The organism is Pseudomonas sp. GW821-FHT09E04 (assembly GCF_059416185.1).
The window spans coordinates 219,616-246,487 of sequence record NZ_JBWKOR010000005.1 but is presented as its reverse complement, the minus strand read 5'-3'; the positions used below and the strand labels follow the sequence as shown (position 1 = coordinate 246,487).

The window sequence follows — 26,872 nt, the reverse complement described above, 5'->3', positions numbered from 1 at the left end:
CCATGAGCCGCAAACAGCAACTGCTCAAGCGTCACCGGCGCAATAAACGCATCGGCCTGTTGATCGCGCTGATCGTGTTGATCGCCCTCGGTGTGCTGGTGGCCTGGTGGTTGCCGCTGGTGCTGGCGGTGGTTGGCTGGATCGCTCACGAAGCGTGGTTCGCCGATCATTTGTTCTACTCGCCGAAAGACGACTACCAATACAGCTTTCCGCCGTTCACACCGCAGCCGAAAGTGCATTTGAGCGGTGAGCAGTTGCGCCTCGACGAGGGCGTGATGCTGGTGGACGACGCCACGCTGATCCTCGCCGTGCGGGTGAAAAACACCTGGCTGGGACGTTTCTTCGATCCACGCGTGGAGCTTGCGGGCGGAGCGAATCCGGATGCACAGACCTTCGAACGTGGCGTCAACGGCCTGCGTTATCTGAACCTCAGCGGTCAGGCGCAGACCTTGTCGCAAGGCCTGTTGCGCCTGCGCGGACGTTTCTGCCGGGTGACCGGCGAGCCGGTGCTATGGGCGCTGGAACAACCGGATTACCGCCGTCAGCGGGTGATGGTGATCGCGCCGCACGCCGATGATGCCGAGTTGGCCGCTTACGGTTTGTACAGTCAGGCCGATGAGGCCTGGATCGTTACCCTGACCGCTGGCGAGATCGAAGCCGAACACTATCAGCAGATGGGCCTGAACAAGGTCGAGGCGGCGCGACTCAAGGGCCGCTTGCGGGCCTGGGACAGCCTCGCCGTGCCGCGCTGGGCCGGTGTGCCGCAGGAACACTGCGTGCAGCTCGGGTATTTCTGCCTGCAACTGGCGGCGATGCAGGCTGCGCCGAATCAACCGGTGGGTTCGCGGGAAGCCGATCTGAGCGACACGCGAATTTTTCGTCAGTTGAATCCGTTTGCCTTGCCCGGCGATGCCGACGGCGCGCCGACCTGGAACAATCTGCTGGCCGACCTGCGTGACGTCCTGTCTCGTGCGCGTCCGGATGTGATCGTGCTGCCGCACCCGACGCTGGATCCGCATCCCGACCATATCTGCGCCCAGGAGGCCGTACTGGAAGCCTTGCGCGGTCTCGATTACCAACCGACCCTGCTCGGTTACGCCAACCACCTGCACGACAACGATCGCTGGCCGATGGGCGACAGCGGGCAGGGCATCGCCTTGCCGCCGACGTTCGATGCAAACGTGGCGATGCAACCGCTGTGCCTGCCGCTGCCGATCGAGCTGCAACGTGACAAGGCCATGGCGCTGGGCATGATGCATGACCTGCAGCCGCCGGCACCGTTCAAGCGGCGTCTGCGCCGGCTGTTTCAGCGACTGCTGGCCGGTCGTATGCCGTCGGTCTACGGCGAGAACGAATTTTTCCGCAAAGCGGTCAGGCGCCAGGAGTTGTTCTGGGTGCTGAAGCAGAGCGAAACAGGCGCGACGGGTTCGCAACGGGGAGAGTCATGAGTCAACGCGCAAAGGTTCTGCAGCTGCAGCCCGACTACAACGTCAAATCCCATGATTTCGCCGACCTCGCCGAACAGATCGTCAAGGCTTTGCCGACGGATCGTTATGAGGTGACGGCAGCATTCCTGCGCGGCAAGCCCGGGCCGGGTGAAGCCGTCAGCCGGGCCGACCGTTCGGTGTATTTCGAGTTTTCCGACAAGTCCCTCAAAGGCATGCGCCTGCGGGCGATGTGGCAGCTGTACAAGTTCTGCCGGCGGGAAAAGTTTGATGTGGTGATCTGCAACCGGTTCAAACCGGTGAACATGATGCTGACGCTCAACCGTTGGTTGAAAGTGCCGTTGTGCATCGGCATTTCCCACGGTTTTGGCGAGTACGATCGCTTCTATCGCCGTCGTCAGACCCAGCGTCTGATCGATCGCCACTGGCGCTTTGTCGGTGTGTCGCCGGCGGTCAAACAATACCTGCTGGACTGCGATTGCGGTTTCACCGATCAGAATACGTACGCGATCACCAACGCCATCGACATCGAACAGGCCGAAGGTTTGCAGCACAGCCGCGAGCGGGCCCGTGAGCTGCTCGGTATCGACCCGAAGGTGCGCCTGATCGGTGCGCTGGGCCGGCTGGTGTCGGTCAAGGGCCACACTTACCTGTTGCAGGCTTTCGCCCAACTGAAAGACAAATACCCGAACACCCAACTGGCAATCATCGGTGCCGGGCGCCTGCAAGCGCCGCTGGCGGCCGAGATCGAACAGTTGGGTCTGACCGGCCGCGCGCACCTGCTGGGCTTCAAGGAAAACGCTCTGCAATACGTACGTGCGTTCGATATCTGGACCATGCCGTCGCTGGCCGAAGGCCTGGGCCTGGCCTTGCTGGAAGGCATGAGCGGGCATCTGCCGGTGATCGCGTCGAACGTGCCGGCCATGTTGCCGCTGATCGAAGGTGCCGGTGGCCTGTCGATCACCCCCAAGGACGTGACGAGCCTGGTCACTGCACTGGATGCTTACCTCGGGCTGTCGGATGACGAGCTCAAGGCCAAGGGCGAGCAGGCCTATCGCTATTTACAGGAACAACACGACATCGAGGTCTTCCGTCAGGAATACCTGACCCTGATCGACTCCGGCCTGGCGCAGGCCCGCAAGGAACAGCCATGAGTGAGGTCACCGCCCTGAGCGATGCACAACCCATCGTCACCGTGATCATCGCGTCCTACAACCACGGACCGTACATCGAGGAAAGCATCCTCAGCGTCATCAACCAGAGCTACAAGAACATTGAGCTGCTGGTGGTCGACGACGGCTCGAAGGATGACAGCGTCGAGCGCATCAAAGCCTTGCAGGAAAAGCACGGATTCGACTTCCGTGTGCAGCAGAACCAGGGCCTGACCAATACGCTGAACGGCGCGATTGCGCGGGCCAGGGGCAGCCTGATCGTACCGTTCGGCTCCGACGACATCATGTACCCGGACCGGATCGCCACCCAGGTCGCGTACATGGACGGCAAGCCGGAAGTGGGTATCTGCGCCGGCAACATCGAGTTGATGGACGCCGACGGCAACCTCTACCCGGAAAAGCGCCAGCGTCGGGACGTGCCGTTCCGTCGCCTGGATTTCGATGACATGTTCCTGGAGCGCAAGCCGTATCCGCCGGCGCCGACCCTGATGATCCGCCGCGAGGCGCTGGACAAGGTGGGAGGGTTCGATCCGACGATTCGTCTTGAGGATCTGTACATCGAGCTGAAAGTCACCCGCGCCGGGTATTTCATCGACGGCCTGAACGTGGTGATGGCGCGCTATCGCAAACACGCCACGAACTCGTACAAGAACCACCGTTTCATGATCGAAAACATCCTGCGCACCTACGCGCTGTTCAGCGATCACCCGCTGTACGACGAGGTGCGCTACAAGTCGCTCAATTCGATGTTCCTGAAAACCGCCAACCGTGACCGCAAACTGGCGCGGGAGCTGCTGGCACAGATTCCGCTCAAGGCCTGGAACAAGAAAACCTGGCGCGGTCTGGGCCGGCTGCTGTTTTCACCGCTGGAAAAGGACTGAGCCATGGGCTGGCTTCAGCGCTGGCGTGAGCAGCGCGCCAAACGGGCGATTCGCAAGCTGCCGAAGATCGAACGCGGCGCGGCGCGGTTCGCCCGGGCTTACCCTGACTACAGCTTTGGCCGGGGCAGTTATGGTCTGCCGATCGTTCATGACTGGAAGGAAGGCTCGACGCTGAAGATCGGTGCCTACTGTTCGATTGCCGTAGGTGTGCAGATTTTTCTTGGCGGGCATCACCGTGCGGACTGGGTGACCACGTTTCCCTTTCCGGCGATGCTGCCGGAGGCCGCTGGCATCTGCGATTACAGCGGTACTCACGGGGACGTGATAATCGGCAACGATGTCTGGCTGTGCTCCAACTGCACAATCCTGTCGGGTGTCACGATCGGCAGTGGCGCGATCATCGCTGCCGGTGCACTGGTCACGCGGGATGTTGAACCCTATGCGGTCATGGGCGGCAATCCGGCGAAGTTCCTGCGCTGGCGGTTTCCCGAGGAGCAGCGTCAGCAGTTGTTGCAGAGTGCCTGGTGGGATTGGCCGGAAGCCGAACTGCGCGGGCTGGTCGGCAAGCTCTGCAGCGATGACATCGAGGCTTTCCTGAGTTATGCCCGTCAACGTCAACGTCAGCCGGTGTAGCCGCTCAGTGGTCCTGAACGGCTTTGTCGGCCAGTTTTTTCGGCGCCTGCTTCTGACGTAACCATTGCAGAAACTTCCTGCCTGCTTCGATGCCCGGTTTCTCGATGTACAGAAATGTCAGGCTGGCGATCACGATCAGCAGACAACTGCACACGGCCATCAACAGCAGATAGAGGATCGGGTTCTGTGGATTGAAGGGAACCAGGTGTGGCAGTTGCTGCACCATCATCCAGAGCACATAGCCGTGCAGCAGATAGGTGCTGTAGCTGATCTCTCCCAGCCAGCGGACGCTACGCAGGCGCAAGGCGCCAAATAGCGCGTTGCCCGATGCCACGATGACGAAAAACACGCCCAGCAACAGCAGCGGCATCAGGCTGAAGGCGCGTTTGTATTGCGTCATCACGAGAACAAGGGCCAGCAGGGCAATGAAGGTGGCGAACCGTGTCTGGCTCCATGCCACCAGATGGGGACGTCTCACCCAGTAAGCCGCGGCGATACCCCCCAGGAAACTCGCCAGAAAGTGCTTTTTCAGCGAGTGCTCCCAGCCGACCACCTGATAAAGGGCATAGATCCCGATCAGGCACAGGACCACCTGCAGCCAGTGCTTGCGGTAGATGAATATCAGCCCCAGAAGTGGCAGCGCCAGGTAGAAAAACACCTCATAGGCCAGCGTCCAGGTTACGTTGGAAATCAACATGCCGCTATGGGGGTACTGATTGATGTCGGGGCGGTCGAACGTCAGCCAGGCCAGTATCTGCCCGGCCAGCTGCGTGCCGGAGTCTTTCAGCTCCCAGCCTTGCAGGTGGAAGACGGTGACAAACACGATCAGCATCAGCGGCAGGTAAAGCGGATAAAGCCGAAACACGCGTGAAACCGCAAATGCCTGCCAGTCATGGTCGCGACCCTGTTTGAGCAGGCGGCTCCAGAACAGGAAACCGGTGATCATGAAAAACAGCGCGACACTGGCCTGGCCCAATTGGGAGTAGAGATTGCTGGGCGGAAAGTCGATGACGCCGGTGCGCAGGTAGAACCAGGTAATGATTGCGTGATGAATGAACACGCCAAAAGCCAGATAGCCGCGCAAGCCGTCAATGCTGTTATAGCGGCTTTCGCCGCTATGACGCAGGTGCTGGGCGGCTTTGGGTATCAGACGCAGGAACATTACCGACGTCGCGATAGCGAGCAGATACGCTATCGCGGCAAAGACTGGGTTTGTATCCGTCATGATCAGTGGGCCCGAGCCGGGCGACCTCCCTGTTGCACTTGCCGGTGCAGATTGTCGACGGCAGCCTTGGAGGCCGTCACCGAATACCCCTGGAGCAGGGCATCGAAGTGATCCTCGAACAGCCAGCGCTTGTCTTCCGTGTAGCGTTGCATGTGGCGCAAATTGCGCTGGCGCAATGAAAGGCTCAAGGGTGATGGATAGATGCGCAGGTCGGCCAGATCGATCAGCCCGAACTCACCGTCCTCCAGCACCAGTACGTTACCCAGATGCAGTGAGCGGAAATAGACACCCTGCTCATGAAGCCGGGCCATGAACTTGCCGAAACGCTCGACCAGCGCCTGTCGCACCGCTGGTGCTGGGATGCCCTGCAGCACCTGACGCAAGGTGTGACCCGGCAACGGAGCGTAGTGCACCGCGCTGCTGCCATCGTCCAGGCGATACAGATTCAGCACCTGCGGGGTCGGGATGCCCATCCGGCGCAACTGTTCGCTATTGATGGCGAAGCGTTCGGAGTACGGGTTGAAGTTGCCGGAGGTGTACCAGCGGCGGCGGCGGAACAGCTTGAGGAAGCTGCCATCGGTCAGGCGCAAGACCTTTGGACCCAGGCCGTCCTCTTCGATCACCTGAGCATCGGCGCAGCGTTGTTGCAGGCCGGAGACCGACAGTTTCTGCACCGGTATTGCCAACAGGCGTCGGGCCCGCTGATTGATGCTGATCGCAGCAATCAGCGCCAGCGGAATCCACAGCAGGAACCAGTGCTCCTTGGGGCGCGAAATGATGCCGCCACCTTCTGTCAGCCCGGCGCCGATGCCGAACACCAGCCAGGTGGAAGCGATGATCAGCAAGGGTTGTACGCGTTGACGCCAACTGCTCAGCAAGCTCCAGCCCTGGAAGAACAGCCACGGCAGCAGGCCCAGGATGCCGACGTAATAAAGCACGCCGAGGACAAAGCTGTGCGGTTCCTGAAAGCTGTAGCCAACGCCCGGGTCAATCGCCAGATCGGCGTTGTAGCCATGACCGATCCAGGGGTGATCGGCAATTTTTTGCAGGGCAATCTGCCAGATTTCGAAACGATAGGAGTCGCCGCGCTCGGTGATCATCTTCGAGAACAGGGCGACCACGGCGATGCCGACGGCCGCCAGCGACCCCAGCATCACCAGCGAACGCCGGTTCCAGCAGATGAAGGCCAGCCACAAGGCCGCCATGGTCAAGGCGACCAGCGGCGTTCTGGAACCGGTCGAGATCACCGCCGCGAACATGATCAGCATCGCCGGCAGGCTGAGCCAGAGCAGGCGGCCATGTTTGCAGGACATGCTGACGCTGAGCCAGTAGGCACAGAAAAAACCGAACAGATGGGAGCTGAGCAGCGGGTTGTCGAACGCCCCGCCGCCGACCAGACGCGCACCTGGCTGGTAATGATGGATGAAGGGGATCAGGAAACAGATCGTGGCGATCAAGGCAACCACGGCCGCGACGAACAGCATCGGCGAAATAATGTCACTGCGGTAGCGCACCACCAGGTAGCAACCGACGAACAGCAGCAAGGTATGCAGCGGGGGTTTGAGCATGCCGCCGAACGATTCGCCATCGGGCGGACCCCAGCACAGACTGAGCAACGCCCAGGCGATGAACGCAAGCACCGCAAGAACCACCGGTTCGCCCAGCAGCTCTTTCAACTCCCGCGGGCGCAGGCACAGGGCGATCAGTGCAGGAATGCTGAACAGACCATAAAACAGTTTGTGATGCAGGCTGCGACCCGGCAGGAAGAACAGCGCGCACAAGAGCAGGAAGAAGCCGACGGGAAGTATCCACAGGCTGATGAAATCGAAGATTCGATTGGACGTACTGCTGAAGCCGCGAAGTTGCATGCTGTGAGATTCAATCCTGAAGTTGATCGGCCATTTCATTGATGGCTATTTGATGCTGAAAAAGATGCCTAACAATAACAGCCTTTGCCCGATTGCCAGAACCCTGAAGAAGCTGTGCTAAAGTCAGCGTCCTTTTTATCGACTCTCGCGTGATATGACCGACTCCAGTCTCGCCGCAAGCCCTTCGAGCTTGAAAATCTACTTCCGCCTGCTCGGCTACGTCCGGCCGTATATCAGTCTGTTCCTGATCAGCATCGTCGGTTTTCTGATTTTCGCATCGACCCAGCCGATGCTCGGTTACATTCTCAAGTATTTCGTCGACGGTCTGTCCAATCCCGAGGCAGTGCTGTTTCCCACCGTGCCGTACCTGCGCGATCTGCAACTGTTGCAGGCCGTACCGCTGCTGATCATCCTGATCGCTGCGTGGCAGGGCCTGGGATCCTATCTGGGCAACTACTTCCTGGCCAAGGTCTCCCTGGGCCTGGTGCACGATCTGCGGGTGCAGCTGTTCAACAACCTGCTGGTGCTGCCGAACCGGTATTTCGACAAGCATAACTCCGGCCATCTGATTTCGCGTATCACCTTCAACGTGACCATGGTCACGGGGGCGGCAACAGATGCGATCAAGGTCGTAATCCGTGAAGGCATGACGGTGATCTTCCTGTTCGCCTCCCTGTTGTTCATGAACTGGAAGCTGACGCTGGTGATGGTCGCCATCCTGCCGCTGATCGCCGTGATGGTGCGTACCGCGAGCAAGAAATTCCGCAAGCAGAGCAAGAAGATCCAGGCGGCCATGGGCGACGTGACACACGTGGCCTCGGAAACCATCCAGGGTTATCGCGTGGTGCGCAGCTTCGGCGGCGAAACCTACGAAGAAAAACGCTTCCTCAACGCCAGTCAGAGCAATACCGACAAACAACTGCGCATGACCCGCACCGGCGCGATCTACACGCCGATGCTGCAACTGGTGATCTACAGCGCCATGGCGGTGTTGATGTTCCTGGTGCTGTTCCTGCGCGGTGACGCTTCGGCGGGTGACATGGTGGCCTACATCACCCTGGCCGGCTTGCTGCCAAAGCCGATTCGCCAGTTGTCCGAAGTCAGCTCGACCATCCAGAAGGGCGTTGCCGGTGCCGAAAGCATTTTCGAGCAGTTGGACGTCGAGCCGGAAATCGATACCGGCACGATCGAGCGCGATGCGGTCAGCGGTCGTCTCGATGTGCGTAACCTGAGCTTCACCTACCCGGGGACCGAACGTCAGGTACTCGACAACATCAGCTTCTCGGTCGAGCCGGGGCAGATGGTGGCGCTGGTGGGGCGCTCCGGCAGCGGCAAGTCGACGCTGGCCAACCTGATCCCGCGCTTCTATCACCACGACAAGGGTGAAATCCTGATCGATGGCGTGGAAGTCGAGCAGTACAAGTTGCTCAACCTGCGCCGCCACATCGCCCAGGTGACCCAGCACGTCACGCTGTTCAGCGACACCGTGGCCAACAACATTGCCTATGGCGACCTGGCCGGGGCACCGCGTGAAGACATCGAGAAAGCGGCGCGTGATGCGTACGCGATGGATTTCATCGCGCAACTGCCGGAAGGCCTGGACACCCAGGTCGGCGAGAACGGCGTGCTGCTTTCCGGCGGTCAGCGCCAGCGCCTGGCGATTGCCCGTGCCTTGCTCAAGAACGCGCCGCTGCTGATCCTCGACGAGGCCACCTCGGCTCTCGACACCGAATCCGAGCGGCACATTCAGGCGGCTCTGGACCAGGTGATGAAAGGCCGCACCACGCTGGTGATCGCTCACCGTCTGTCGACTATCGAGAAGGCCGATCTGATTCTGGTCATGGATCAGGGCCGGATCGTCGAGCGCGGGACTCACGGCGACCTGCTGGCGCAGAACGGCTACTACGCGCGTCTGAACGCCATGGGCCTCGATGCGCCGGCCGAAGACATCGCCTGATCCAGCCTTGTGAAGGTCGGGCGCGCAATGCGCCCGGCCATTTGTATCCGAATCTTTACCCTTCTTGACCAAACCTGCATAAAACCCGGCATCGCGCTTGTTAAGGTTCCTGACTGAACTCTGACTTCCAACGAAGGGGCTATCCCCGTCGCGCGGGTACTCTCATGCTGCAACGCTATCTGTGGAAACTGTTGCCCAAGTCGCAGCGAACCTTCCTGCTTGGGCGCCTGTCGGTGGTCGACCGGCAAGTGGTGAACAAGTCGATGTCGGCCAACCTGCGCTTTCCCAAAGCCTTCGAGCAGCATTCCTGTCTGTTCATTCATGTGCCCAAATGCGCCGGCAGCAGCGTGTGCGCGGCGATGTTTGACGGCTGGCGGCCGGGCCATCTGCCGTTGTACTGGTATGAAGAACAGTTTCCCGCGCAGTTTGCGGCTGCATACAAGTTCGCTTTCGTGCGTGATCCGCTGGAGCGTGCCTATTCGGCCTACGCGTTCCTGCGGGGCAACGAACTGAGCGAGCGTGATCACGCAGCGCAGCAAATGGTCAGGCATTACCGCGACTTCGACGATTTTGTTGCACGCTGGCTACATGCCGACACCATTGCGCGACAATTGCACTTTGCCGCGCAAACCGACTTTCTCACCGATTCGCTGGGGCGCCTAGCGCTGGATTTCGTCGGCTATCAGGAGCATCTGGAGCGGGACTTCCGCCTGGTGTGCGAGCACCTGGGGCTGACGAGTCAATTGCAGCACGTCAACGTTTCCCGGCAGCGGCGTCCGCTGCCGGCGCGTGATTTCTGCACGCAGCGCACCCGACGCCTGGTTCGGCGGGTCTATGAACGTGACTACGAGATGCTCGGCTATGAATGAAGCACTGTCCGTTTCCCTGTTGCCACCGGCCATCCGCCCCTATGCCCTGGCACTGCCCGCCCAGGCTCGTGCCGAGCAGAAGTCGCAGCAACCGCGCTGCCTGTGGCTGACCGGGTTGTCCGGGGCCGGCAAATCGACGCTGGCCAATGCACTGGAGCTGCATCTGCATCAGTTCGGGCTGCATACGTTCCTGCTCGATGGCGACAACCTGCGCGGCGGTCTTTGTCGCGATCTGGGGATGACCGAGGCCTGTCGGCGCGAGAACATCCGGCGCACCGCCGAAGTGGCACGGTTGATGGTGGACGCCGGGTTGATCGTGATCGTGGCCGCCATTTCACCGTTTCGTGCCGAGCGGGATACGGCGCGCCGGCTGTTTGCCGAAGGCGATTTCATTGAAGTGCATGTCAGCACCTCGCTGGAGGTCTGCGCCCGACGTGACCCGAAGGGGTTGTACCGGGCGGCGCGGGAAGGGCGGATCAAGGACTTCACCGGGATCGACAGCCCGTACGAGGCGCCGCTGGCGGCCGAGTGCCGGATCGATACCGATGAGGTGGAACTGGCCGATGCCTGCCATCGACTGGCCGCGTTCCTGTGCAAAAAATGAGCAAAAAAGCCTGTCGTTTCATCCTGTTGCAGCCACCGCACAAGCCTTCGCCAACCCTGTGTTAATATCGCGCCCCTGTTCATTTTGTATGTGGGTTGCTCCATGAAGTTGTCCATGCCGCGATTCGATCAAGCCCCTGTCTTGGTGGTCGGCGATGTCATGCTCGACCGTTACTGGCATGGTGGTACCTCACGGATTTCCCCTGAGGCGCCGGTTCCGGTTGTAAAGGTCGAGCAAATCGAAGACCGCCCGGGCGGTGCCGCCAACGTTGCCTTGAACATTGCCGCGCTGGGCGCGCCGGCGTCGCTGGTCGGTGTGACCGGTGACGACGAAGCCGCCGACAGCCTGAGCAACAGCCTCAAGGGTGCGGGCGTGCGCGCCTTGTTCCAGCGCATTGCGCACCAGCCGACCATCGTCAAGCTGCGGGTCATGAGCCGGCACCAGCAATTGCTGCGTATCGACTTCGAAGAACCGTTCGCCACTGATGCCCTGGCCCTTGCTTCCCAGGTCGACGACCTGCTGGAAGGCATCAAGGTGCTGGTGTTGTCCGACTACGGCAAAGGCGCCCTGAAAAACCATCAGGCGTTGATCCAGGCCGCCCGTGCCAAAGGCATTCCGGTGCTGGCCGACCCGAAGGGCAAGGATTTCTCGATCTACCGTGGCGCGAGCCTGATCACCCCGAATCTCAGCGAGTTCGAAGCTATCGTCGGCGGTTGCGCCGATGAGCACGAACTGGTGAGCAAGGGCGCAACGCTGATGCACGACCTCGAGCTCGGCGCACTGCTGGTGACCCGCGGCGAGCACGGCATGACCCTGCTGCGTCCGGATCATCCGGCGCTGCACCTGCCGGCCCGGGCCCGTGAAGTGTTCGACGTGACCGGTGCCGGCGACACGGTGATTTCCACCCTGGCGGCCGCGATTGCCGCTGGCGAAGAACTGCCGCACGCGGTGGCGCTGGCCAACCTGGCGGCCGGCATCGTGGTCGGCAAGCTGGGTACGGCGGCGATCAGCGCTCCGGAACTGCGCCGCGCGATTCAGCGCGAGGAAGGTTCCGAGCGGGGTGTGCTGGGCCTGGAGCAACTGCTGCTGGCGGTTGCCGATGCCCGGGCGCACAACGAGCGGATCGTGTTCACCAACGGCTGTTTCGACATCCTCCATGCCGGCCACGTGACCTACCTCGAGCAGGCGCGGGCCCAGGGCGATCGCCTGATCGTTGCGATCAACGATGACGCTTCGGTCAGCCGCCTGAAAGGCCCGGGCCGGCCGATCAACAGCGTCGATCGGCGCATGGCGGTTCTCGCCGGTCTCGGTGCGGTGGACTGGGTGATCAGCTTCGCCGAAGGCACCCCGGAAAACCTGCTGCGCGAGGTCAAGCCGGACGTGTTGGTGAAGGGCGGCGACTATGGCATCGACCAGGTTGTCGGCGCCGACATCGTCAAGGCCTACGGTGGCACCGTTAAAGTGCTGGGGCTGGTGGAAAACAGCTCGACCACGGCGATTGTGGAAAAAATCCGCAAGTCCGAGTGATGCAAGCATAAAGACCGCGCCTGCGACGACTCTCTGGAGTCACTCGCAGGCGCGGTCTTTTGCCGTTCAGGAGTTCACTTTTTTGCGCGGCACGATCTTCTTCAGCAGTTGTTTCGCCTTGCCGCGCAAGCGCGCCAGCCCCGTGTCCTTGGGCGGGGGCGTCAAACCTTGCTGCCGCAGCCAGTCCTTCCAGCGAATCCGCTCCTCGCGCACCAGCCAGCCGTCCTGTCGGGCGAAGCTCTCCGCCAGATACAGACCGCGAGTGCCCGCCGGGTACAGCTGACCTTTCTTCAGCGTATACAACTCAGGGAGCGGTTCGCCGTCCTGCAACGGCATCAAGTACAGATCGGGGCGTTTGCGGTCGAGCCGGGCGACCAGTTGATCGCCTTCCAGCCGTTCATCGACATGGAACAGGCTCAGGCTCTTGGCTTCCTTGGGCACGTCCAGCCGCAGGTCGTAGATCAATTGCAGGGACGCGGTCGGCAAGTGCACGTAGGCCTGTGGCCGTTCGAGCAATTGCAGGTTGGCGCAGCGCACCGGCCGGGCCGAACCGGACAGCGGCGTCAGGCGAAAGGGCAGGGCCTCGCGATAATGCAGCGCCGATGCGTACGGCGCTGGCAGCCAGGTGTCGTTGAAGCGCCCGCCGAGCCAGCCTTCCGGGGTTTCCAGCAAGCATTCCTCGGCGATCTCCTGGATCGCCGTGTGCAGCGGAATGTTCAGTTCATGCGCCGGCACGTAGCCGGAAATCAGCTTGAGCACGACATCGCCGCGATCCTGCCGCCGCTGGCGCACCAGCACCCAGTAATCACGATTCTGCCAGTGCAGGGTCAGGCGCACCGAGACGCCGAGGTTGGCCAGCTCCAGCGCAAAGCGTTCGGCATCCGCCACGCTGACCGGTTTGCGTCGTTGCAGGGTCTGGGCGAAATTCAGCGGCATGCCGACGCTCTGGTAGGTCAGGCCTTCGGGCGTCGCTTCGACGAACAGCGGCAGCGTCTTGAAGTTGCTCGGGTTCTTTCTGATGAGCGTACGCGGCATGTCGGCTCCTGCTTAAGGCCGCGGGGCGGCGTCATTGACCACGAAGGACCTGGGCAACGGTCGCAACGTTATGGGCGAGGTGCAGCGGATTGATCGTCCCGACAATGGCGCTGGCCACACCGGGCTGGGCGAACAGCAACTCGAAGCTGGCGCGCACCGGGTCCACGCCGGGACTCAGGCACACGTGACCGCTGGCCAGCGCCTTCTTCACCAGAATGGCTTTGCCGTGGGCAGCAGCATAGTCAATGACTGCCTTCTCGTTTTGCTCGTTCAGATTGTAGGTGACCATCGCGCAATCGCCTTGCTCCAGTGCTTTCAGGCCGCCGTCGACGGTTTTGCCGGAGAAACCGAAGCCGCGAATCTTGCCCTCGGCCTTCAGCGCCGCGAGGGTCGCGTAGACTTCGCTGTCATTGAGAATCGCCAGATCGTTGCCATCGGAGTGCACCAGCACCAGGTCGATAAAATCGGTTTCCAGACGTTGCAGGCTGCGCTCCACCGACATTCGCGTGTGAGCGGCGCTGAAGTCGTGGGTCGACTGGCCATCGACAAATTCTTCGCCGACCTTGCTGACGATCACCCAATCCTCGCGCTCGCCGCGCAACAGCGGGCCGAGGCGCTCTTCGCTGCGGCCATAGGCCGGTGCGGTGTCGATCAGGTTGATGCCCAGCTCCCGCGCCTGCTTGAGCAGCATCCGCGCAGCGTCGTCGTCCGGGATCTGAAAGCCGTTGGGGTATTTCACCCCTTGGTCGCGACCGAGTTTGACGGTGCCCAGGCCCAGTGGCGAAACCTTCAGGCCGGTGCTGCCCATTGGGCGGTGCAAATCGTGCAGGGTCGGCAGGCTCATGGCAGCAGTTGCTCCCAGGCCGGAACGCCCATCGGTGGTTTCGGCAGCTCGGGCAGCGGAGCCGGGTGGCTCGGCTGGATGCCGTCACGTTCGAGGGACGCGATCACCCGGTCGGCGAAGTCCGGCGCGAGTGCGAGTTTGGTTGGCCAGCCCACCAGCAGACGACCTTCTTCCGCAAGGAAGGCGTTGTCCGGGCGGGTCAGGCCGGTTTGCAGCGGTTCGGCGCGGTCGACGCGCAGGGTCGCCCACTGCGTGGTGCTGAGATCGATCCACGGCAACAACTGTGCAATTTCCTTTTGCGCAGTGGCGATCTGCTCGGCCGGCTCGCGGGCAACGCCTTCACTTTCGGCAATGTCGCCACCCATGTACCAGACCCACTGACCATTCGCTGCCGGATGGGTCGTGACGGTGATGCGCGGCTTGGTGCCGCCTCCGAGGCAGTGAGCGTACAGCGGCTTCAGGCCGGGGCCCTTGGCGATGATCATGTGCAACGGCCGGCGTTGCATGGCCGGATGAGTCAGGCCGAGGGTTTCCAGCAGCGCTGCGGTGCCAGCACCGGCACTGATGACAATGCGCTGGGCACGAATCTCTCGGCCATCAACTTTCAAGCCAACCAGCACGCCGCTTTCCAGCAACGGCTCGATGTTCTGGCCGGCGAGCAGACCGTCGCCCGCCAGGTCGGCCAGGCGCTGGATCACGCTCGGCACATCGACCACCAGCTCGGCGAGGCGGTAAACCTTGCCCTTGAAGCGCTTGTCCTGCAGGGCCGGCGGTAATTGGTCGCCCTTGACCTGATCGACCCGGCCACGCACCGCTTTACTGGCGAAGAAACTGGTGAGGTTGCCGGCCAGGGTGCCCGGCGACCACAGGTAATGGGCTTCGGACAGCAGGCGCACGCCGCTAAGGTCCAGTTCGCCGTCGCCGGCCAGGGCTTCACGCCAGCGGCGCGGCATGTCGGCGATGGCTTCCGAGGCGCCGGTCAGCGCACCGTGCAACGCGTACTTGGCGCCGCCATGGATGATGCCCTGGGACTTCACACTCTGCCCGCCGCCGAGGCTGGCGCTTTCCACCAGCACGGTCGAAAAACCCTGGCGGCGCAGGCGCGCGTTCAGCCAGAGACCGGCGACACCCGCGCCGACAATCAGCACGTCGGTGGAAATTGGAGATGGCATGCAACGACCTCAGTGTTCAAGACGAGGGCGCAGTATACAGACTCGGGGAAAAGGGGATTTGTTGCTGATCAACAGAGGGAAGGCACCCGCCACGGTGGGAGCACGCTGGCTCCCACAGGGATCTGGATCGACCTGTCAGTGGCCGGCGGTTTTCGAGAACAGCTGGATCACCACCACGCCGAGCACGATCAAGCCCATCCCGAGCATCGCCGGGATATCCAGCTTCTGTCCGTAGATGAACAGCGCCGCGATGCTGACCATCACGATGCCCATGCCGGCCCACACCGCGTAGGCCACGCCCACCGGCACGCTGCGCACTACCAGCGTCAGCATCCAGAACGCGATGCCGTAGCCGACGATGACCAGCACCAGTGGCAAAGGCGTGCTGAAACCTTTGACGGCTTTCATCGAAACGGTCGCGATCACTTCGGCGCAAATGGCGATGGCCAGGTAGACGTAAGCGTTCATGTTCAAATCCTCGTGTGAAGCGTTGCTTTCTGAGGCGGCATTCTAGTGACTCCCCAGATGGGGTAAAGTCATTACCTATCTGTTTATGAGATGGGTTGGCCGATGAGCATGCAGTGGAATCTGGATCAGTTACGCGTGTTCGTCGCGGTCGCCGAACAACGCTCGTTCTCCGCTGTGGCGCGCCAGCAGCGCAAGGCGCAGTCGGCAATCAGTAGCGCGATCGCGATGCTGGAGGACGACCTCGGTGTCAGTCTGTTCGAGCGTAGCAGCGGTCGCCAGCCGAGTCTTACCGAAGCGGGTGAAGCCTTGCTCGAAGAGGCGCGGGAAGTCCTGCGTCAGTGCGAGCGCCTGAACGGCCGGGCCATGGCCATGTTGCGCGGTCAGGAGGCGCAACTGCGGGTCGCCCAGGATGAGGCGATGCCGTATCAGGCACTGGTGGAGAGCTTCGGCGCACTGGCCGAGCAGTTTCCGAGTCTGGAGGTGCAACTGACCAGCGCCGCCCAGGGCGAGGTTTCGCGCAAACTGGTGGAGCGCCGGGCCGATCTCGGGCTGCTGTTCTATCACGACGAAATCCCCGAGGCACTGGAGCGCCGGGTGCTGGGCAGTGTGGAAATGGTCACGGTGTGTGGCGTCAATCACCCGCTGGCGGCGCAATCCCGGGTTAATTGCCAGCAACTGGCGCAGCATCGGCAACTGTTGATGTCGACCCAGACCAGCGTTTACCCCGGCAGCGAACCGGCCAGCCCGCAGGTGTGGCGCGCCGACAGTTTCTACGTGATGGCCGAATGGCTGGTGCGCGACCTCGGCTGGGCCTGGCTGCCGCGCCACGTGGTGCAGTACTCGGCGTATCAAGGGCTGATGGTGGAACTCGACAGCGAATGGACGCCGCCGGCGCTGGTGGTGGAACTGGTCTGGCGCCGTGACGAACCGCTGGGGCCGGCGGCGCGTTGGCTGGCGGAGCGATTTGCCATACACCTGCGGGCGATCGGCGGCAAAAGCCGATAAACTCCGCCGCCATGAATAGAACTCTCTACACCGCGCTGTTTTACCTGGGGCTGCCATTGGTGGCGATTCGGCTATGGCTGCGTTCGCGCAAGGCGCCGGCGTATGCCAAACGGATTGGCGAACGCTTCTCCTACGGGATGCCGACGCTGCAACCCGGCGGCATCTGGGTCCATGCGGTGTCGGTGGGCGAAAGCATCGCGGCCGCGCCGATGATCCGCGCGCTGCTGCAACGTTATCCACAGCTGCCGATCACCGTGACCTGCATGACGCCGACCGGGTCGGAGCGCATCCATGCGATGTTCGCCGACGAACCGCGCATCCAGCACTGCTACCTGCCTTACGATTTGCCCTGCGCGGCGGCGCGTTTTCTCGATCGCGTGCAGCCGAAGCTGGCGGTGATCATGGAAACCGAACTCTGGCCCAACCACATTCACCAATGCGCCAAACGCGGGATCCCGGTGGCGCTGGCCAACGGGCGCCTGTCCGAGCGTTCGGCCAAAGGCTACGGTCGGTTCAGCAAACTGACCGCGCCGATGCTGGCCGAGATGAGCCTGTTCGCCGTGCAGACCGAAGCGGAAGCCCAGCGTTTCCGTGATTTGGGCGCACGCCCTGAGACAGTCGAAGTCACCGGCTCGATCAAGTTCGACCTGACCATCGACCCGCAGCTGTTGCAACGCGCCGCTGAACTGCGCGGCCAATGGCAGGCGCAGGAGCGTCCGGTGTGGATCGCCGCCAGCACCCATGAAGGCGAAGACGAGGTGGTGCTGAACGCCCATCGCCGTTTACTGGCCAACCATCCCGATGCGTTGCTGATTCTGGTGCCGCGCCATCCGGAGCGTTTCAACTCGGTGTTCGAACTGTGCCAGCGCGAAGGTTTTGCCACGGTGCGTCGTTCGACCGGCGTCAACGTCGACGCCACAACGTCGGTGCTGCTCGGCGACACCATGGGCGAGTTGCTGTTTCTCTACGCCCTGGCCGACAGCGCATTTGTCGGCGGCAGCCTGGTGCCCAACGGCGGACACAACCTGCTGGAACCGGCAGCGCTGGCGAAACCGGTGATCAGCGGCCCGCACCTGTTCAACTTCCTCGACATCGCCGCGCAACTGCGCAGCGCCGGGGCGTTGGCCGAAGTGGATGACGCCGAAGGTCTGGCGACAGAAGTGCAGCGCCTGTTCGAACTGCCGCGCGACGCACAGCGCATGGCCGAAGCCGGATTGAGCGTGATGCGCCGTAATCAGGGCGCGTTGCAGCGCTTGCTTGATGGCCTGGGAAGGTTGATCGACCGCCCATAAAAAAACGCAGCCTCAGGGCTGCGTTTTTTGTTTAAGGCCGGGCCTTGAGCTGTGCTTCCGCAGCCTTGGCCAGATCCGGCGGCAGGAAATCCTTGTCCGGGTTGTAGTCGGCCTTCAGATAACGTGTCAGGTCCTGCAAGTCGCCCGGGTTCAAGGTGCCCGCGGCCTGCTTCAGGCGCAGGTTGTCGAGGATGTAGTCGTAACGGGTGTTGTTGTAGTTGCGCACCGAGGTGTAGAGCTGGCGCTGGGCGTCGAGCACGTCGACGATGTTGCGCGTCCCCACCTGATAACCGATTTCCGTGGCTTCCACCGCGCTCTGGTTGGAGATGATCGACTGGCGGCGCGCCTGCACCTGCTCGACGTCGGTGTTCACCGCGCGATGCAGGTTGCGGGTGTTTTCCACGATCTGCCGGCGCAGGCTTTCGCGCTGCTGCTCGCTCTGATCCAGTTGCGCGTAGGACTGGCGCACCTGGGAGCTGGTCAGTCCGCCGCTGTAGATCGGGATGTTCAGTTGCAGGCCCACAGTGCTCTGCTCGACGTTGCCACTGTACGGCGTACCGAAGGCATTCGGGTTGGCGAATCCGAGCGCGTCGTTGTCGCCTTTTTCGTACTTGGCCACGGCGTCCAAGGTCGGCAGGTGGCCGGCCTTGCGTTGCTTCAGGGTCTGTTCGGCGGAGCTCACCGCAAAGTTGCTGGCCAGCAGGTTGAGGTTCTGTTTCGCGGCGGTGTCGACCCAGGCCTTCGCGTCGTTCGGCGCCGGCGGCAGGATCGGCAGGGTGTGGACGATGCCCTGGATCGAGTTGTACTGGCGGTTGGTCAGGGTGATCAGCGCTTCGAATGCATCATCGACCTGACGCTGGGCGACGATCCGGTTGGCGCGGGCGGTGTCGTAACTGGCTTGCGATTGCAGCACGTCGGTCTTGTCCGACAGGCCCACGTCGAAGCGCTCGTTGGACTGGTCGAGCTGGCGCTTGAACGCGGCTTCTTCGGCTTTGGTCGAGGCCAGGTTGTCCTGGCTGCGCAGCACGTTGAAATAGCTTTCGGCCGATTGCAGGATCAGGTTCTGCTCAGTGGCCGAGAGTTGCAGCGCGGCTTGCTCGTTGACGTCCTTGGCGGCCTGGTACTGGAACCAGCGATCGGCGCGGAACAGCGGCTGTGCCAGCGTCGCCTGATAGGAATGCGCGCTGCGGTTGGCGGTGGCCGAAGGCTGGTCGATCGAGGTGCGCACGTTGGCGGTTTCGGCGCCGCCGGAGAGGTTCGGCAGCAAGCCCGCGCGGGCCTGTGGCACCACTTCTTTCTGGGCACCGTACTGGGCGCGGGCGGCGGCCAGATCGGCGTTGTTGTCGACCGCTTCCTGATAGACGCTGACCAGATCGGTCTTGGTCGACAAGGGCGCTTCTGCTGCCCAGACCATTGCGTTGGACGCACAAGACACGGCAACAGCCAGTGAGAGTTTGCGCAGCATGAGGCGATCCCTAGCATGAATATTATGGAAATAATCCGGGCGCCAAAGGTAGGGCGCGGGCACTGCATCGTCAAGGCTTGGCGCCAAGGCGCGGCAGGGCAAGGCGAGTGTAGTTGTGCATTGAGGCGCTCACAATCCTGTCGGCCGCCGCAATTGCGCCATTCATCATGGTGTTTGCCACGGTGTTGGCGTTCTTTGCCGGTTGTGTCTAGACTGGCCGGGTTCTTGTCGGGGTGCCTTGCTATGAGGCTGAGATCGAATAATTTCGGATCCCGTTGAACCTGATCAGGTTAGCGCCTGCGTAGGGAACAAGATTTCTCGTCACCCGGCGAGTCCTCTTGTGCTTCGTCCGGGAAATTGTTCGACAATCGAACGCTCGACGACGATGCACAGCACCAGTCCTGGTGCGTCCGTGCCTTTCAGGTTCTGCTCCGACAATCCACTGCCTGGATGCTGTCTGGAGAGCCCGTGATGACTACAAAATCTAAAAACGCGATCAACCTGAGTGACTCGGCCAAGGTCGATGAACAGTCGGTTCAACCGTTCACCCGTTCGCAAAAAGTCTACGTTCAGGGCTCCCGCCCGGACATCCGCGTGCCGATGCGCGAAATCACCCTCGATGTGACCCCGACCGACTTCGGCGGCGAAATCAACGCGCCGGTCACCGTCTACGACACCTCTGGCCCGTACACCGATCCGAACGTGGTGATCGACGTACGCAAAGGTCTGGGCGATGTGCGTTCGGCGTGGATCGACGACCGTGGCGACACCGAGCGCCTGCCAGGCCTGAGCTCGAACTTCGGCCAGCAACGCCTTGCCGACGCCGAACTGACCAAACTGCGTTTCGCCCACGTCAACAACCCGCGCCGCGCCAAGGCCGGGGCCAACGTCAGCCAGATGCACTACGCCCGCCAAGGCATCATCACCGCCGAGATGGAATACGTCGCCATCCGCGAAAACATGAAGCTGCAAGAGGCCCGCGCCGCCGGCCTGTTGAAGCAGCAGCACGCCGGTCACAGCTTTGGTGCGAGCATCCCGAAAGAAATCACCCCTGAGTTCGTGCGTGAAGAAATCGCCCGTGGCCGCGCGATCATCCCGGCCAACATCAACCACGTCGAACTGGAACCGATGATCATCGGCCGTAACTTCCTGGTGAAGATCAACGGCAACATCGGCAACAGCGCACTGGGTTCGTCTATCGAAGAAGAAGTGGCGAAACTGACCTGGGGCATTCGCTGGGGTTCGGACACCGTCATGGACTTGTCCACCGGCAAACACATTCACGAAACCCGCGAGTGGATCATCCGCAACTCGCCGGTGCCGATCGGCACCGTGCCGATTTATCAGGCGCTGGAAAAGGTTAACGGCGTCGCCGAAGACCTGACTTGGGAGCTGTTCCGCGACACGCTGATCGAGCAGGCGGAGCAGGGCGTCGACTACTTCACCATCCACGCCGGCGTACTGTTGCGCTACGTGCCGCTGACCGCCAAGCGCGTGACCGGCATCGTTTCCCGTGGCGGTTCGATCATGGCCAAGTGGTGCCTGGCGCACCACAAAGAGAACTTCCTTTACACCCACTTCGACGAAATCTGCGAAATCATGAAGGCCTACGACGTCAGCTTCTCGCTGGGCGACGGCCTGCGTCCGGGCTCGATTGCCGACGCCAACGATGAAGCGCAATTCGGCGAACTGGAGACCCTCGGCGAGCTGACCAAGATCGCCTGGAAGCACGACGTGCAATGCATGATCGAAGGCCCGGGCCACGTGCCGATGCAGTTGATCAAGGAGAACATGGACAAGCAGCTGGAGTGCTGCGACGAGGCGCCGTTCTACACCCTCGGCCCGCTGACCACCGACATTGCACCGGGCTACGACCACATCACCTCCGGCATCGGTGCGGCGATGATCGGCTGGTTCGGTTGCGCGATGCTCTGCTACGTGACGCCGAAGGAGCACTTGGGTCTGCCGAACAAGGATGATGTGAAGACCGGGATCATCACCTACAAGATCGCCGCTCACGCCGCGGACTTGGCCAAGGGGCATCCGGGCGCGCAGATCCGCGACAACGCCTTGAGCAAGGCGCGGTTCGAATTCCGTTGGGAAGACCAGTTCAACCTTGGTCTGGACCCGGACACCGCCCGTTCGTATCACGATGAAACCCTGCCGAAGGACTCGGCGAAGGTCGCGCATTTCTGTTCGATGTGCGGGCCGAAATTCTGCTCGATGAAGATCACTCAGGAAGTCCGCGAATACGCGGCCAACCAGCGGATCGACGCGGTCGACGTGGACGTCGCCCAGGGCCTGGCGGAACAGGCCGAGCGGTTCAAGAAGGAAGGCAGTCAGCTGTACAAGAAGGTTTGATCTGACCTGAGTCGGGCGGCGTTCGCGCCGCCGCGATGACGATCAAAAAAACAACAAATGTCCCTCTGAGATAACACCCTTGAGCATTCAACCCGGTACTTATTCCCCCGACCTCGCCGTGCCCGCCGACAAGCGTGTATTCGGCGGTCGCGATCTGTTTTCCCTGTGGTTCTCCCTCGGCATCGGCCTGATGGTATTGCAGACCGGTGCGTTGCTGGCGCCAGGGCTGGGCCTGTCGGGATCGCTGCTGGCGATCTTCCTCGGCACGCTGGTCGGCGTCCTGTTGCTGGCCGCCGTTGGCGTGATCGGCAGCGACACCGGCCTGTCGTCGATGGCCGCGCTGAAACTCAGCCTCGGCCGCCAGGGCGCGAGCCTGCCGGCGCTGCTCAATCTGCTGCAACTGATCGGTTGGGGTTCATTCGAAATCATCGTCATGCGTGACGCTGCCAGTCTGCTCGGCACCCGTGCGTTCAGCGAAGGCTCGCTGTGGGCCAGTCCGATGTTGTGGACCTTGTGCTTCGGTGCGCTGGCGACGCTGCTCGCCGTCAGCGGTCCGCTGACGTTCGTGCGCAAGATCCTGCGCAAATGGGGTATCTGGCTGATTCTGGCCGCGTGCATCTGGCTGACCTGGAACCTGTTCGCCAAGGCCGATCTGGGCGCCTTGTGGGCACAGGCCGGGGATGGTTCTATGCCGTTCGCCGTGGGCTTCGACATTGCCATCGCGATGCCGCTGTCATGGCTGCCGCTGATTGCCGACTACTCGCGTTTCGGCAAGAAGGCGAAGAACGTGTTCGGTGGTACGGCGATCGGTTTCTTCATCGGCAACTTCTGGCTGATGAGCCTGGGCGTTGCCTACACCCTGGCCTTTGCGCCGAGCGGTGAAGTCAACGCGTTGCTGCTGGCGCTGGCCGGTGCCGGTCTGGGGATTCCGTTGCTGCTGATCCTGTTGGACGAGTCGGAAAACGCCTTTGCCGACATTCACTCGGCAGCGGTTTCCAGCGGGATTCTGTTGCGTCTGAAAGTCGAGCATCTGGCTTTGGCTATCGGTGTGATCTGCACCCTGATCGCCTTGCTCGCGCCATTGGCGCAGTACCAGAACTTCCTGCTGTTGATCGGCTCGGTGTTCGCGCCGCTGTTCGGCGTGGTGCTGGTGGATCACTTCATCCTGCGCAAGCGCAGTGGCCAGGTGGCTTCGGCCGCGTTGCGCTGGCCGGCGCTGTTGGCCTGGCTGGGTGGCATCAGCACCTATCACCTGCTGGCCAATCTGTATCCGGATGTCGGCGCAACCCTGCCGGCGCTGGTCCTGGCAGGGCTGCTGCAGCTGGTGCTCGGTCGGGCTTTCAGTTACGGCCGGGAAACAGCTCGGGCTTGATGATGCCGTTCAGGCGCGGGTAAGGGATCTTCAGTTCGACGTGGCCCAGCGCATAAGGCGCGATAGTGGTCACGTCGTACTTGAGGATCACGCCGCCGTAAGTCAGCGCCACGTGCGGGGTTTTGACGAACGGCCAGTTCTTCACATATTCCGGTTCCTGATCCAGCTTGGTGCTGATCAGCCAGCTGTTATGCGCCACTTGCGCAGCCTTCCAGAACGCTTCTTCCTGACCCGGCACCAACATATCCGACAGGCTCAGCACCTTGTGCTGCTGGCGCGAATAGTTGATGAAGCCACGACCCGGTGTGCCATGGGCGCCGCCGGTATCCAGGTAGCTCGACACTTCGACAATCACCAGACCGTCATGCTGCTCGCGTACTTTCGCCTGCAAATAGCTGCTGTTGCGCGGGCCGGCAGTGCGCAGGAACTGCTCGCGATAGGCGGCCAGGGTTGGCGCCACCGGTGCATCCGGCGATGTGCGGGTGAATTGCAGCAGGCGTTTTTCGATGATGCCATCCAGTGCAGGCTCTGCCGGGAAGTGCAGAGTGTCGATGTTCACCAGTGGGCAGTCAGGGTTGGAGCAACCGGGTTTCAGCGTTTCCGAGGCGTCGCGGGTGGTTTCCAGCGGCGTCCGGTAGTTGGGCTGGAACAGGCTGGCGCAAGCGCCCAGGGTCAGGGCGATGGCGGCCACGGAGGCAATTTTGAAAAGCGACATGGGCGTCCTTTCTGAAACAGGGGAAGGCAAAAAGTTACCGCTTCGACTCTCTACGAAGCAGTCAGTTCGCCACTAAGCTAATTAGAGTGGGTTTCACCTCCACCGTCCATCCCGCTGACGGTAAAGGGGCTGCATCAAACGTCACGGGCGCGTTAGGATGGCGCGAAGTCGAGGTTGCAGGTAGCAAAAATGAACCTCGTATAGGATTTGCAGTAAACGAGGATGCTCATGACCGATTTTGCCAAAGCCATTCCGTCCGCCATCGACATCGTGCGACGCGAGCAATGCTACAAGGGCTTCTACAAGCTCGATCGCGTGCATTTGCGCCATGAATTGTTCGCCGGTGGCATGAGCCGCGAGATCAATCGTGAAGTGTTCGTGCGACACGACGCCGTGTGCCTGCTGCCCTACGATCCGCAGCGCGATGAAGTGGTGCTGATCGAGCAGTTTCGCGTCGGCGCCATGGGCAAGACCACCAATCCCTGGCTGGTGGAGCTGGTCGCCGGTCTGATCGACAAGGAAGAAGTGCCGGAAGAAGTTGCTCGCCGCGAAGCGCAGGAGGAAGCTGGACTGGACATCAAGGCCCTGTGGCCGATGATGCAATATTTCCCGTCGCCGGGGGGCAGCAACGAGTTCGTGCATTTGTACTTGGGGCGTTGCAGCACCGAAGGCGTTGGCGGCCTGCACGGGCTGGAGGAAGAGGCAGAAGATATCCGCGTCACGGTCTGGGCCTTCGAAGATGCCCTGCAGGCTGTACGCGACGGACGGATTGCCAATGCGGCGAGCATCATCGCCTTGCAGTGGCTGGCGCTCAATCGCGCCGAAGTGAGGGGGCTATGGTCGTAAACAAACTGCGCGATCGCTATCGTGTCGACCTCGTGGGCCTGCAAGCCGCCTGCGAGGCCAACTACGCGCGCCTGATGCGACTGTTGCCGGACATGCGCCGCGAACCTGAAGCGCGGCGCATCGCCGTGACCCAGGGCGACCAGATGCTCGGCGTGTTGGCCATCGAAGTGCTGCAGGCCTGTCCGTACACCACGACCCTGCAAGTGCGACAGGAACACAGCCTGCCCTGGCTGCCGGTGCCGCAACTGGAAGTGCAGGTCTATCACGACGCGCGCATGGCCGAAGTGATCAGCGCCGAACATGCACGACGCTTTCGCGGCATCTATCCTTACCCCAACGCGGCCATGCATCAGCCGGACGAAAAGGCCCAGCTCAATCTGTTCCTCGGAGAATGGCTGAGTCATTGTCTGGCCTGCGGTCACGAGTACGCTGCCGTTCGATAGCTTCGATAGCTGTGATAACAGCGGCAAGTTGTGAACTGCGTCCGGTTCGGCGGTTTCTTCCCGGGGCCTTCCCCCAGCATAATTGCGAACCTTTCCGACCCGGCGATCCAGCCTTGGGAGAACGCCTTGCCGAGCGTATCGACTCTGACCACCGCCGATACGGCGTTGCTGGTGCAACTGTCCGACAGTCATTTGTTCGCCGAGGCGGACGGTACGCTGCTGGGCATGAAGACCCGCGAGAGCCTGCAAAAAGTCATCGAACTGGTGCTCGAGCAGCAGCCGCAGATCGACTTGATCGTTGCCAGCGGTGATCTGTCCCAGGACGGCACGCTGGAGTCCTACCAGCAATTTCGTCAGATGACGGCGCAGATCGACGCGCCGGCCCGCTGGATCCCCGGCAACCACGACGAACCGCAGATCATGCAGATGGCCGCGGTACAAAGTGCATTGCTGGAGCCGGTGGTGGATGTCGGCAATTGGCGCGTGACCCTGCTCGACTCGGCGGTGCCGGGCTCGGTGCCGGGGTATTTGCAGGATGACCAACTGCAATTGCTGGCGCGTTCGCTGAGCGAGGCGCCGGATCGGCATCATCTGGTGTGTTTCCACCATCACCCGGTGTCGATCGGTTGTGCCTGGATGGAGCCGATCGGCTTGCGCAATCCCGAAGCGTTCTTTGACGTGCTCGACCGTTTCCCGCAGGCCCGGGCCGTGTTGTGGGGACATGTGCATCAGGAGATCGACTGCGAACGCAACGGCGTGCGACTGATCGCCTCGCCGTCTACCTGCATTCAGTTCGAGCCGGGCAGTGTCGACTTCAAGGTCGGCGAGCAGTCACCGGGCTATCGCTGGTTGCGGCTGTTGCCGGACGGGCGGATCGAGACGGGCGTGGAGCGTGTCACCGATTTCCGGTTCACCGTCGATTATGGCTCCAACGGCTACTGATTCAGGGGCGCGGTGCTGATTTCCTCGGGTGCTGGCCCAACACCCCCTGACTCCCTGTAAACTCCGCTTTCTTTAGCCGACACCCAGGGAGCTCAAATGTCCGGTTCGATCCTCTATATCCACGGTTTCAACAGCGCACCGGCCTCGAAGAAGGCCTGTCAGCTGGTCGAGGTGATGGAGCGGCTGGGTTTGAGCGATCAACTGCGTGTCCCGGCGCTGCATCACCACCCGCGTGAAGCCATCGGTCAGCTGAAGCAGGCAATCGCCGAACTCGGCCGGCCGTTGCTGGTGGGAAGCTCGCTCGGCGGCTACTATGCGACTCACCTGGCCGAGCGCCATGGCCTGAAAGCCCTGCTGGTCAACCCGGCCGTCAGTCCGCACCGGATGTTCGACGGATACCTGGGGACGCAGAAAAACCTGTACACCGACGAAACCTGGGAATTGACCCACGACCATGTGACGGCCCTGGCCGAACTGGAAGTGCCGGCACCGCAGGATTCGCAGCGGTATCAGGTGTGGTTGCAGACCGGGGACGAAACGCTGGACTATCGCCATGCCCAGCAGTATTACCGGGCCTGTGCCTTGCGCATCCAGGCCGGCGGCGACCATAGTTTCCAGGGGTTTGCCGGGCAATTGCCGGCGTTGCTGAGTTTTGCCGGCATTGGCGCCGATTTGTTTCAGGCAATCGATTTCACCGCGCTGTGAGCGGTTGCCCCATTAATTCCTTATTC

At 61.9% G+C, this 26,872-nt stretch carries 24 protein-coding genes and 1 riboswitch; of the genes, 16 read left to right on the top strand and 8 right to left on the bottom strand.

Features of this window, described 5'->3' with window-relative positions; all coding sequences use genetic code 11:
- Positions 1-2: 2 nt before the first annotated feature.
- The 4 genes from AC07N4_RS19910 to AC07N4_RS19895 are packed head-to-tail and all read left to right on the top strand — an operon-like array spanning position 3 to position 4,131.
- Complete coding sequence (locus AC07N4_RS19910; RefSeq protein WP_493065822.1) at positions 3-1,448, top strand: PIG-L family deacetylase; 1,446 nt, start codon at positions 3-5, stop codon at positions 1,446-1,448.
- Positions 1,445-2,599 (top strand): glycosyltransferase, encoded by a 1,155-nt coding sequence (locus AC07N4_RS19905; RefSeq protein ID WP_493065821.1) that lies wholly within the window; start codon positions 1,445-1,447, stop codon positions 2,597-2,599. Before AC07N4_RS19910 ends, AC07N4_RS19905 begins: the two co-directional genes overlap by 4 nt.
- Positions 2,600-2,613: 14 nt before the next feature.
- A complete protein-coding gene (locus tag AC07N4_RS19900) occupies positions 2,614-3,498 on the top strand; it encodes a glycosyltransferase (protein ID WP_096819955.1) in 885 nt (294 codons plus the stop codon).
- 3 nt (positions 3,499-3,501) lie between these two features.
- Positions 3,502-4,131, top strand: coding sequence for a CatB-related O-acetyltransferase (locus tag AC07N4_RS19895; protein ID WP_493065820.1), 630 nt, complete (start codon positions 3,502-3,504; stop codon positions 4,129-4,131).
- Positions 4,132-4,135: 4 nt separating this feature from the next.
- Here AC07N4_RS19895 and AC07N4_RS19890 read toward each other — a convergent pair whose 3' ends face one another.
- Positions 4,136-5,356, bottom strand: a complete 1,221-nt coding sequence (locus tag AC07N4_RS19890; protein WP_102620155.1) for an acyltransferase family protein — start codon at positions 5,354-5,356, stop codon at positions 4,136-4,138.
- A gap of 2 nt (positions 5,357-5,358) precedes the next feature.
- Positions 5,359-7,224, bottom strand: coding sequence for a bifunctional O-antigen ligase/aminoglycoside phosphotransferase family protein (locus AC07N4_RS19885; protein WP_102620154.1), 1,866 nt, complete (start codon positions 7,222-7,224; stop codon positions 5,359-5,361).
- 154 nt (positions 7,225-7,378) lie between these two features.
- Between AC07N4_RS19885 and msbA the strand changes: the two genes are divergently transcribed.
- From msbA to hldE, 4 genes are all read left to right on the top strand, one after another.
- A complete protein-coding gene (msbA, locus tag AC07N4_RS19880) occupies positions 7,379-9,181 on the top strand; it encodes a lipid A export permease/ATP-binding protein MsbA (RefSeq protein WP_102620153.1) in 1,803 nt (600 codons plus the stop codon).
- Between the two features lie 164 nt (positions 9,182-9,345).
- A complete protein-coding gene (locus AC07N4_RS19875) occupies positions 9,346-10,050 on the top strand; it encodes a sulfotransferase family 2 domain-containing protein (RefSeq protein WP_096819855.1) in 705 nt (234 codons plus the stop codon).
- Positions 10,043-10,654: an adenylyl-sulfate kinase gene (gene cysC, locus AC07N4_RS19870; RefSeq protein ID WP_096819854.1), complete on the top strand. Its 612-nt coding sequence runs from the start codon at positions 10,043-10,045 to the stop codon at positions 10,652-10,654. Before AC07N4_RS19875 ends, cysC begins: the two co-directional genes overlap by 8 nt.
- A gap of 102 nt (positions 10,655-10,756) precedes the next feature.
- A complete protein-coding gene (hldE, locus tag AC07N4_RS19865) occupies positions 10,757-12,181 on the top strand; it encodes a bifunctional D-glycero-beta-D-manno-heptose-7-phosphate kinase/D-glycero-beta-D-manno-heptose 1-phosphate adenylyltransferase HldE (RefSeq protein WP_096819853.1) in 1,425 nt (474 codons plus the stop codon).
- 66 nt (positions 12,182-12,247) lie between these two features.
- On the opposite strand, the gene AC07N4_RS19860 is transcribed toward hldE, so the two are convergent.
- The 4 genes from AC07N4_RS19860 to AC07N4_RS19845 form a co-directional block, all read right to left on the bottom strand.
- Entirely contained in the window at positions 12,248-13,216 is a 969-nt protein-coding gene (locus AC07N4_RS19860) for a metal ABC transporter ATPase (RefSeq protein WP_096819852.1), read from the bottom strand.
- 31 nt (positions 13,217-13,247) lie between these two features.
- On the bottom strand, positions 13,248-14,060 hold the full coding sequence (locus tag AC07N4_RS19855; protein ID WP_493065819.1) for an aldo/keto reductase: 813 nt from the start codon (positions 14,058-14,060) through the stop codon (positions 13,248-13,250).
- Positions 14,057-15,232, bottom strand: a complete 1,176-nt coding sequence (locus AC07N4_RS19850; RefSeq protein WP_273536195.1) for an FAD-dependent oxidoreductase — start codon at positions 15,230-15,232, stop codon at positions 14,057-14,059. Before AC07N4_RS19850 ends, AC07N4_RS19855 begins: the two co-directional genes overlap by 4 nt.
- 135 nt (positions 15,233-15,367) lie before the next feature.
- Positions 15,368-15,700: a DMT family transporter gene (locus AC07N4_RS19845; RefSeq protein ID WP_096819849.1), complete on the bottom strand. Its 333-nt coding sequence runs from the start codon at positions 15,698-15,700 to the stop codon at positions 15,368-15,370.
- 102 nt (positions 15,701-15,802) lie between these two features.
- On the opposite strand from AC07N4_RS19845, the gene AC07N4_RS19840 reads away from it, so the two are divergent.
- Positions 15,803-16,705: a LysR family transcriptional regulator gene (locus AC07N4_RS19840; protein WP_096819848.1), complete on the top strand. Its 903-nt coding sequence runs from the start codon at positions 15,803-15,805 to the stop codon at positions 16,703-16,705.
- A gap of 11 nt (positions 16,706-16,716) precedes the next feature.
- Positions 16,717-17,997 (top strand): lipid IV(A) 3-deoxy-D-manno-octulosonic acid transferase, encoded by a 1,281-nt coding sequence (gene waaA, locus AC07N4_RS19835; protein WP_096819847.1) that lies wholly within the window; start codon positions 16,717-16,719, stop codon positions 17,995-17,997.
- Between the two features lie 31 nt (positions 17,998-18,028).
- Here the strand turns inward: waaA and AC07N4_RS19830 are convergent, their stop codons facing one another.
- A complete protein-coding gene (locus AC07N4_RS19830; protein WP_102620150.1) occupies positions 18,029-19,462 on the bottom strand; it encodes a TolC family outer membrane protein in 1,434 nt (477 codons plus the stop codon).
- 219 nt (positions 19,463-19,681) lie between these two features.
- Positions 19,682-19,787: riboswitch (TPP riboswitch) on the top strand.
- 146 nt (positions 19,788-19,933) lie between these two features.
- Here AC07N4_RS19830 and thiC point away from each other — a divergent pair.
- Both thiC and cytX read left to right on the top strand, forming a co-directional pair.
- Positions 19,934-21,823 carry a phosphomethylpyrimidine synthase ThiC gene (gene thiC, locus AC07N4_RS19825; protein WP_096819845.1) on the top strand — a complete coding sequence of 630 codons (1,890 nt, stop codon included), beginning with the start codon at positions 19,934-19,936 and terminating at the stop codon, positions 21,821-21,823.
- A 79-nt stretch (positions 21,824-21,902) separates the two neighbouring features.
- A complete protein-coding gene (gene cytX, locus AC07N4_RS19820; protein WP_096819844.1) occupies positions 21,903-23,195 on the top strand; it encodes a putative hydroxymethylpyrimidine transporter CytX in 1,293 nt (430 codons plus the stop codon).
- Here the strand turns inward: cytX and AC07N4_RS19815 are convergent.
- Entirely contained in the window at positions 23,164-23,910 is a 747-nt protein-coding gene (locus AC07N4_RS19815) for an RsiV family protein (RefSeq protein ID WP_102620148.1), read from the bottom strand. The two genes, cytX and AC07N4_RS19815, sit on opposite strands and share 32 nt — an antisense overlap.
- Positions 23,911-24,138: 228 nt before the next feature.
- Between AC07N4_RS19815 and AC07N4_RS19810 the strand changes: the two genes are divergently transcribed.
- From AC07N4_RS19810 to AC07N4_RS19795, 4 genes are all read left to right on the top strand, one after another.
- Positions 24,139-24,756, top strand: a complete 618-nt coding sequence (locus AC07N4_RS19810) for an NUDIX domain-containing protein (protein ID WP_096819842.1) — start codon at positions 24,139-24,141, stop codon at positions 24,754-24,756.
- Positions 24,747-25,199 carry a DUF1249 domain-containing protein gene (locus AC07N4_RS19805; protein WP_096819841.1) on the top strand — a complete coding sequence of 151 codons (453 nt, stop codon included), beginning with the start codon at positions 24,747-24,749 and terminating at the stop codon, positions 25,197-25,199. The genes AC07N4_RS19810 and AC07N4_RS19805 overlap by 10 nt, the downstream gene beginning before the upstream one ends.
- Before the next feature lie 126 nt (positions 25,200-25,325).
- Positions 25,326-26,141, top strand: a complete 816-nt coding sequence (gene cpdA / locus AC07N4_RS19800) for a 3',5'-cyclic-AMP phosphodiesterase (protein WP_493065818.1) — start codon at positions 25,326-25,328, stop codon at positions 26,139-26,141.
- Positions 26,142-26,237: 96 nt separating this feature from the next.
- Complete coding sequence (locus tag AC07N4_RS19795; protein WP_493065817.1) at positions 26,238-26,846, top strand: YqiA/YcfP family alpha/beta fold hydrolase; 609 nt, start codon at positions 26,238-26,240, stop codon at positions 26,844-26,846.
- Positions 26,847-26,872: the final 26 nt, after the last annotated feature.

Excerpts from the sequence above, each read along its gene's own strand:
- AC07N4_RS19860 (WP_096819852.1), bottom strand. The coding sequence starts at position 13,216 with ATGCCGCGTACGCTCATCAGAAAGAACCCGAGCAACTTCAAGACGCTG.
- hldE (WP_096819853.1), top strand. The coding sequence starts at position 10,757 with ATGAAGTTGTCCATGCCGCGATTCGATCAAGCCCCTGTCTTGGTGGTC.
- AC07N4_RS19795 (WP_493065817.1), top strand. The coding sequence starts at position 26,238 with ATGTCCGGTTCGATCCTCTATATCCACGGTTTCAACAGCGCACCGGCC.
- AC07N4_RS19855 (WP_493065819.1), bottom strand. The coding sequence starts at position 14,060 with ATGAGCCTGCCGACCCTGCACGATTTGCACCGCCCAATGGGCAGCACC.
- thiC (WP_096819845.1), top strand. The coding sequence starts at position 19,934 with ATGACTACAAAATCTAAAAACGCGATCAACCTGAGTGACTCGGCCAAG.
- AC07N4_RS19875 (WP_096819855.1), top strand. The coding sequence starts at position 9,346 with ATGCTGCAACGCTATCTGTGGAAACTGTTGCCCAAGTCGCAGCGAACC.
- AC07N4_RS19805 (WP_096819841.1), top strand. The coding sequence starts at position 24,747 with ATGGTCGTAAACAAACTGCGCGATCGCTATCGTGTCGACCTCGTGGGC.
- waaA (WP_096819847.1), top strand. The coding sequence starts at position 16,717 with ATGAATAGAACTCTCTACACCGCGCTGTTTTACCTGGGGCTGCCATTG.
- AC07N4_RS19905 (WP_493065821.1), top strand. The coding sequence starts at position 1,445 with ATGAGTCAACGCGCAAAGGTTCTGCAGCTGCAGCCCGACTACAACGTC.
- AC07N4_RS19890 (WP_102620155.1), bottom strand. The coding sequence starts at position 5,356 with ATGACGGATACAAACCCAGTCTTTGCCGCGATAGCGTATCTGCTCGCT.
- AC07N4_RS19845 (WP_096819849.1), bottom strand. The coding sequence starts at position 15,700 with ATGAACGCTTACGTCTACCTGGCCATCGCCATTTGCGCCGAAGTGATC.
- AC07N4_RS19815 (WP_102620148.1), bottom strand. The coding sequence starts at position 23,910 with ATGTCGCTTTTCAAAATTGCCTCCGTGGCCGCCATCGCCCTGACCCTG.
- AC07N4_RS19910 (WP_493065822.1), top strand. The coding sequence starts at position 3 with ATGAGCCGCAAACAGCAACTGCTCAAGCGTCACCGGCGCAATAAACGC.
- AC07N4_RS19850 (WP_273536195.1), bottom strand. The coding sequence starts at position 15,232 with ATGCCATCTCCAATTTCCACCGACGTGCTGATTGTCGGCGCGGGTGTC.
- AC07N4_RS19895 (WP_493065820.1), top strand. The coding sequence starts at position 3,502 with ATGGGCTGGCTTCAGCGCTGGCGTGAGCAGCGCGCCAAACGGGCGATT.
- msbA (WP_102620153.1), top strand. The coding sequence starts at position 7,379 with ATGACCGACTCCAGTCTCGCCGCAAGCCCTTCGAGCTTGAAAATCTAC.
- AC07N4_RS19840 (WP_096819848.1), top strand. The coding sequence starts at position 15,803 with ATGAGCATGCAGTGGAATCTGGATCAGTTACGCGTGTTCGTCGCGGTC.
- AC07N4_RS19830 (WP_102620150.1), bottom strand. The coding sequence starts at position 19,462 with ATGCTGCGCAAACTCTCACTGGCTGTTGCCGTGTCTTGTGCGTCCAAC.
- AC07N4_RS19810 (WP_096819842.1), top strand. The coding sequence starts at position 24,139 with ATGACCGATTTTGCCAAAGCCATTCCGTCCGCCATCGACATCGTGCGA.
- AC07N4_RS19885 (WP_102620154.1), bottom strand. The coding sequence starts at position 7,224 with ATGCAACTTCGCGGCTTCAGCAGTACGTCCAATCGAATCTTCGATTTC.
- cysC (WP_096819854.1), top strand. The coding sequence starts at position 10,043 with ATGAATGAAGCACTGTCCGTTTCCCTGTTGCCACCGGCCATCCGCCCC.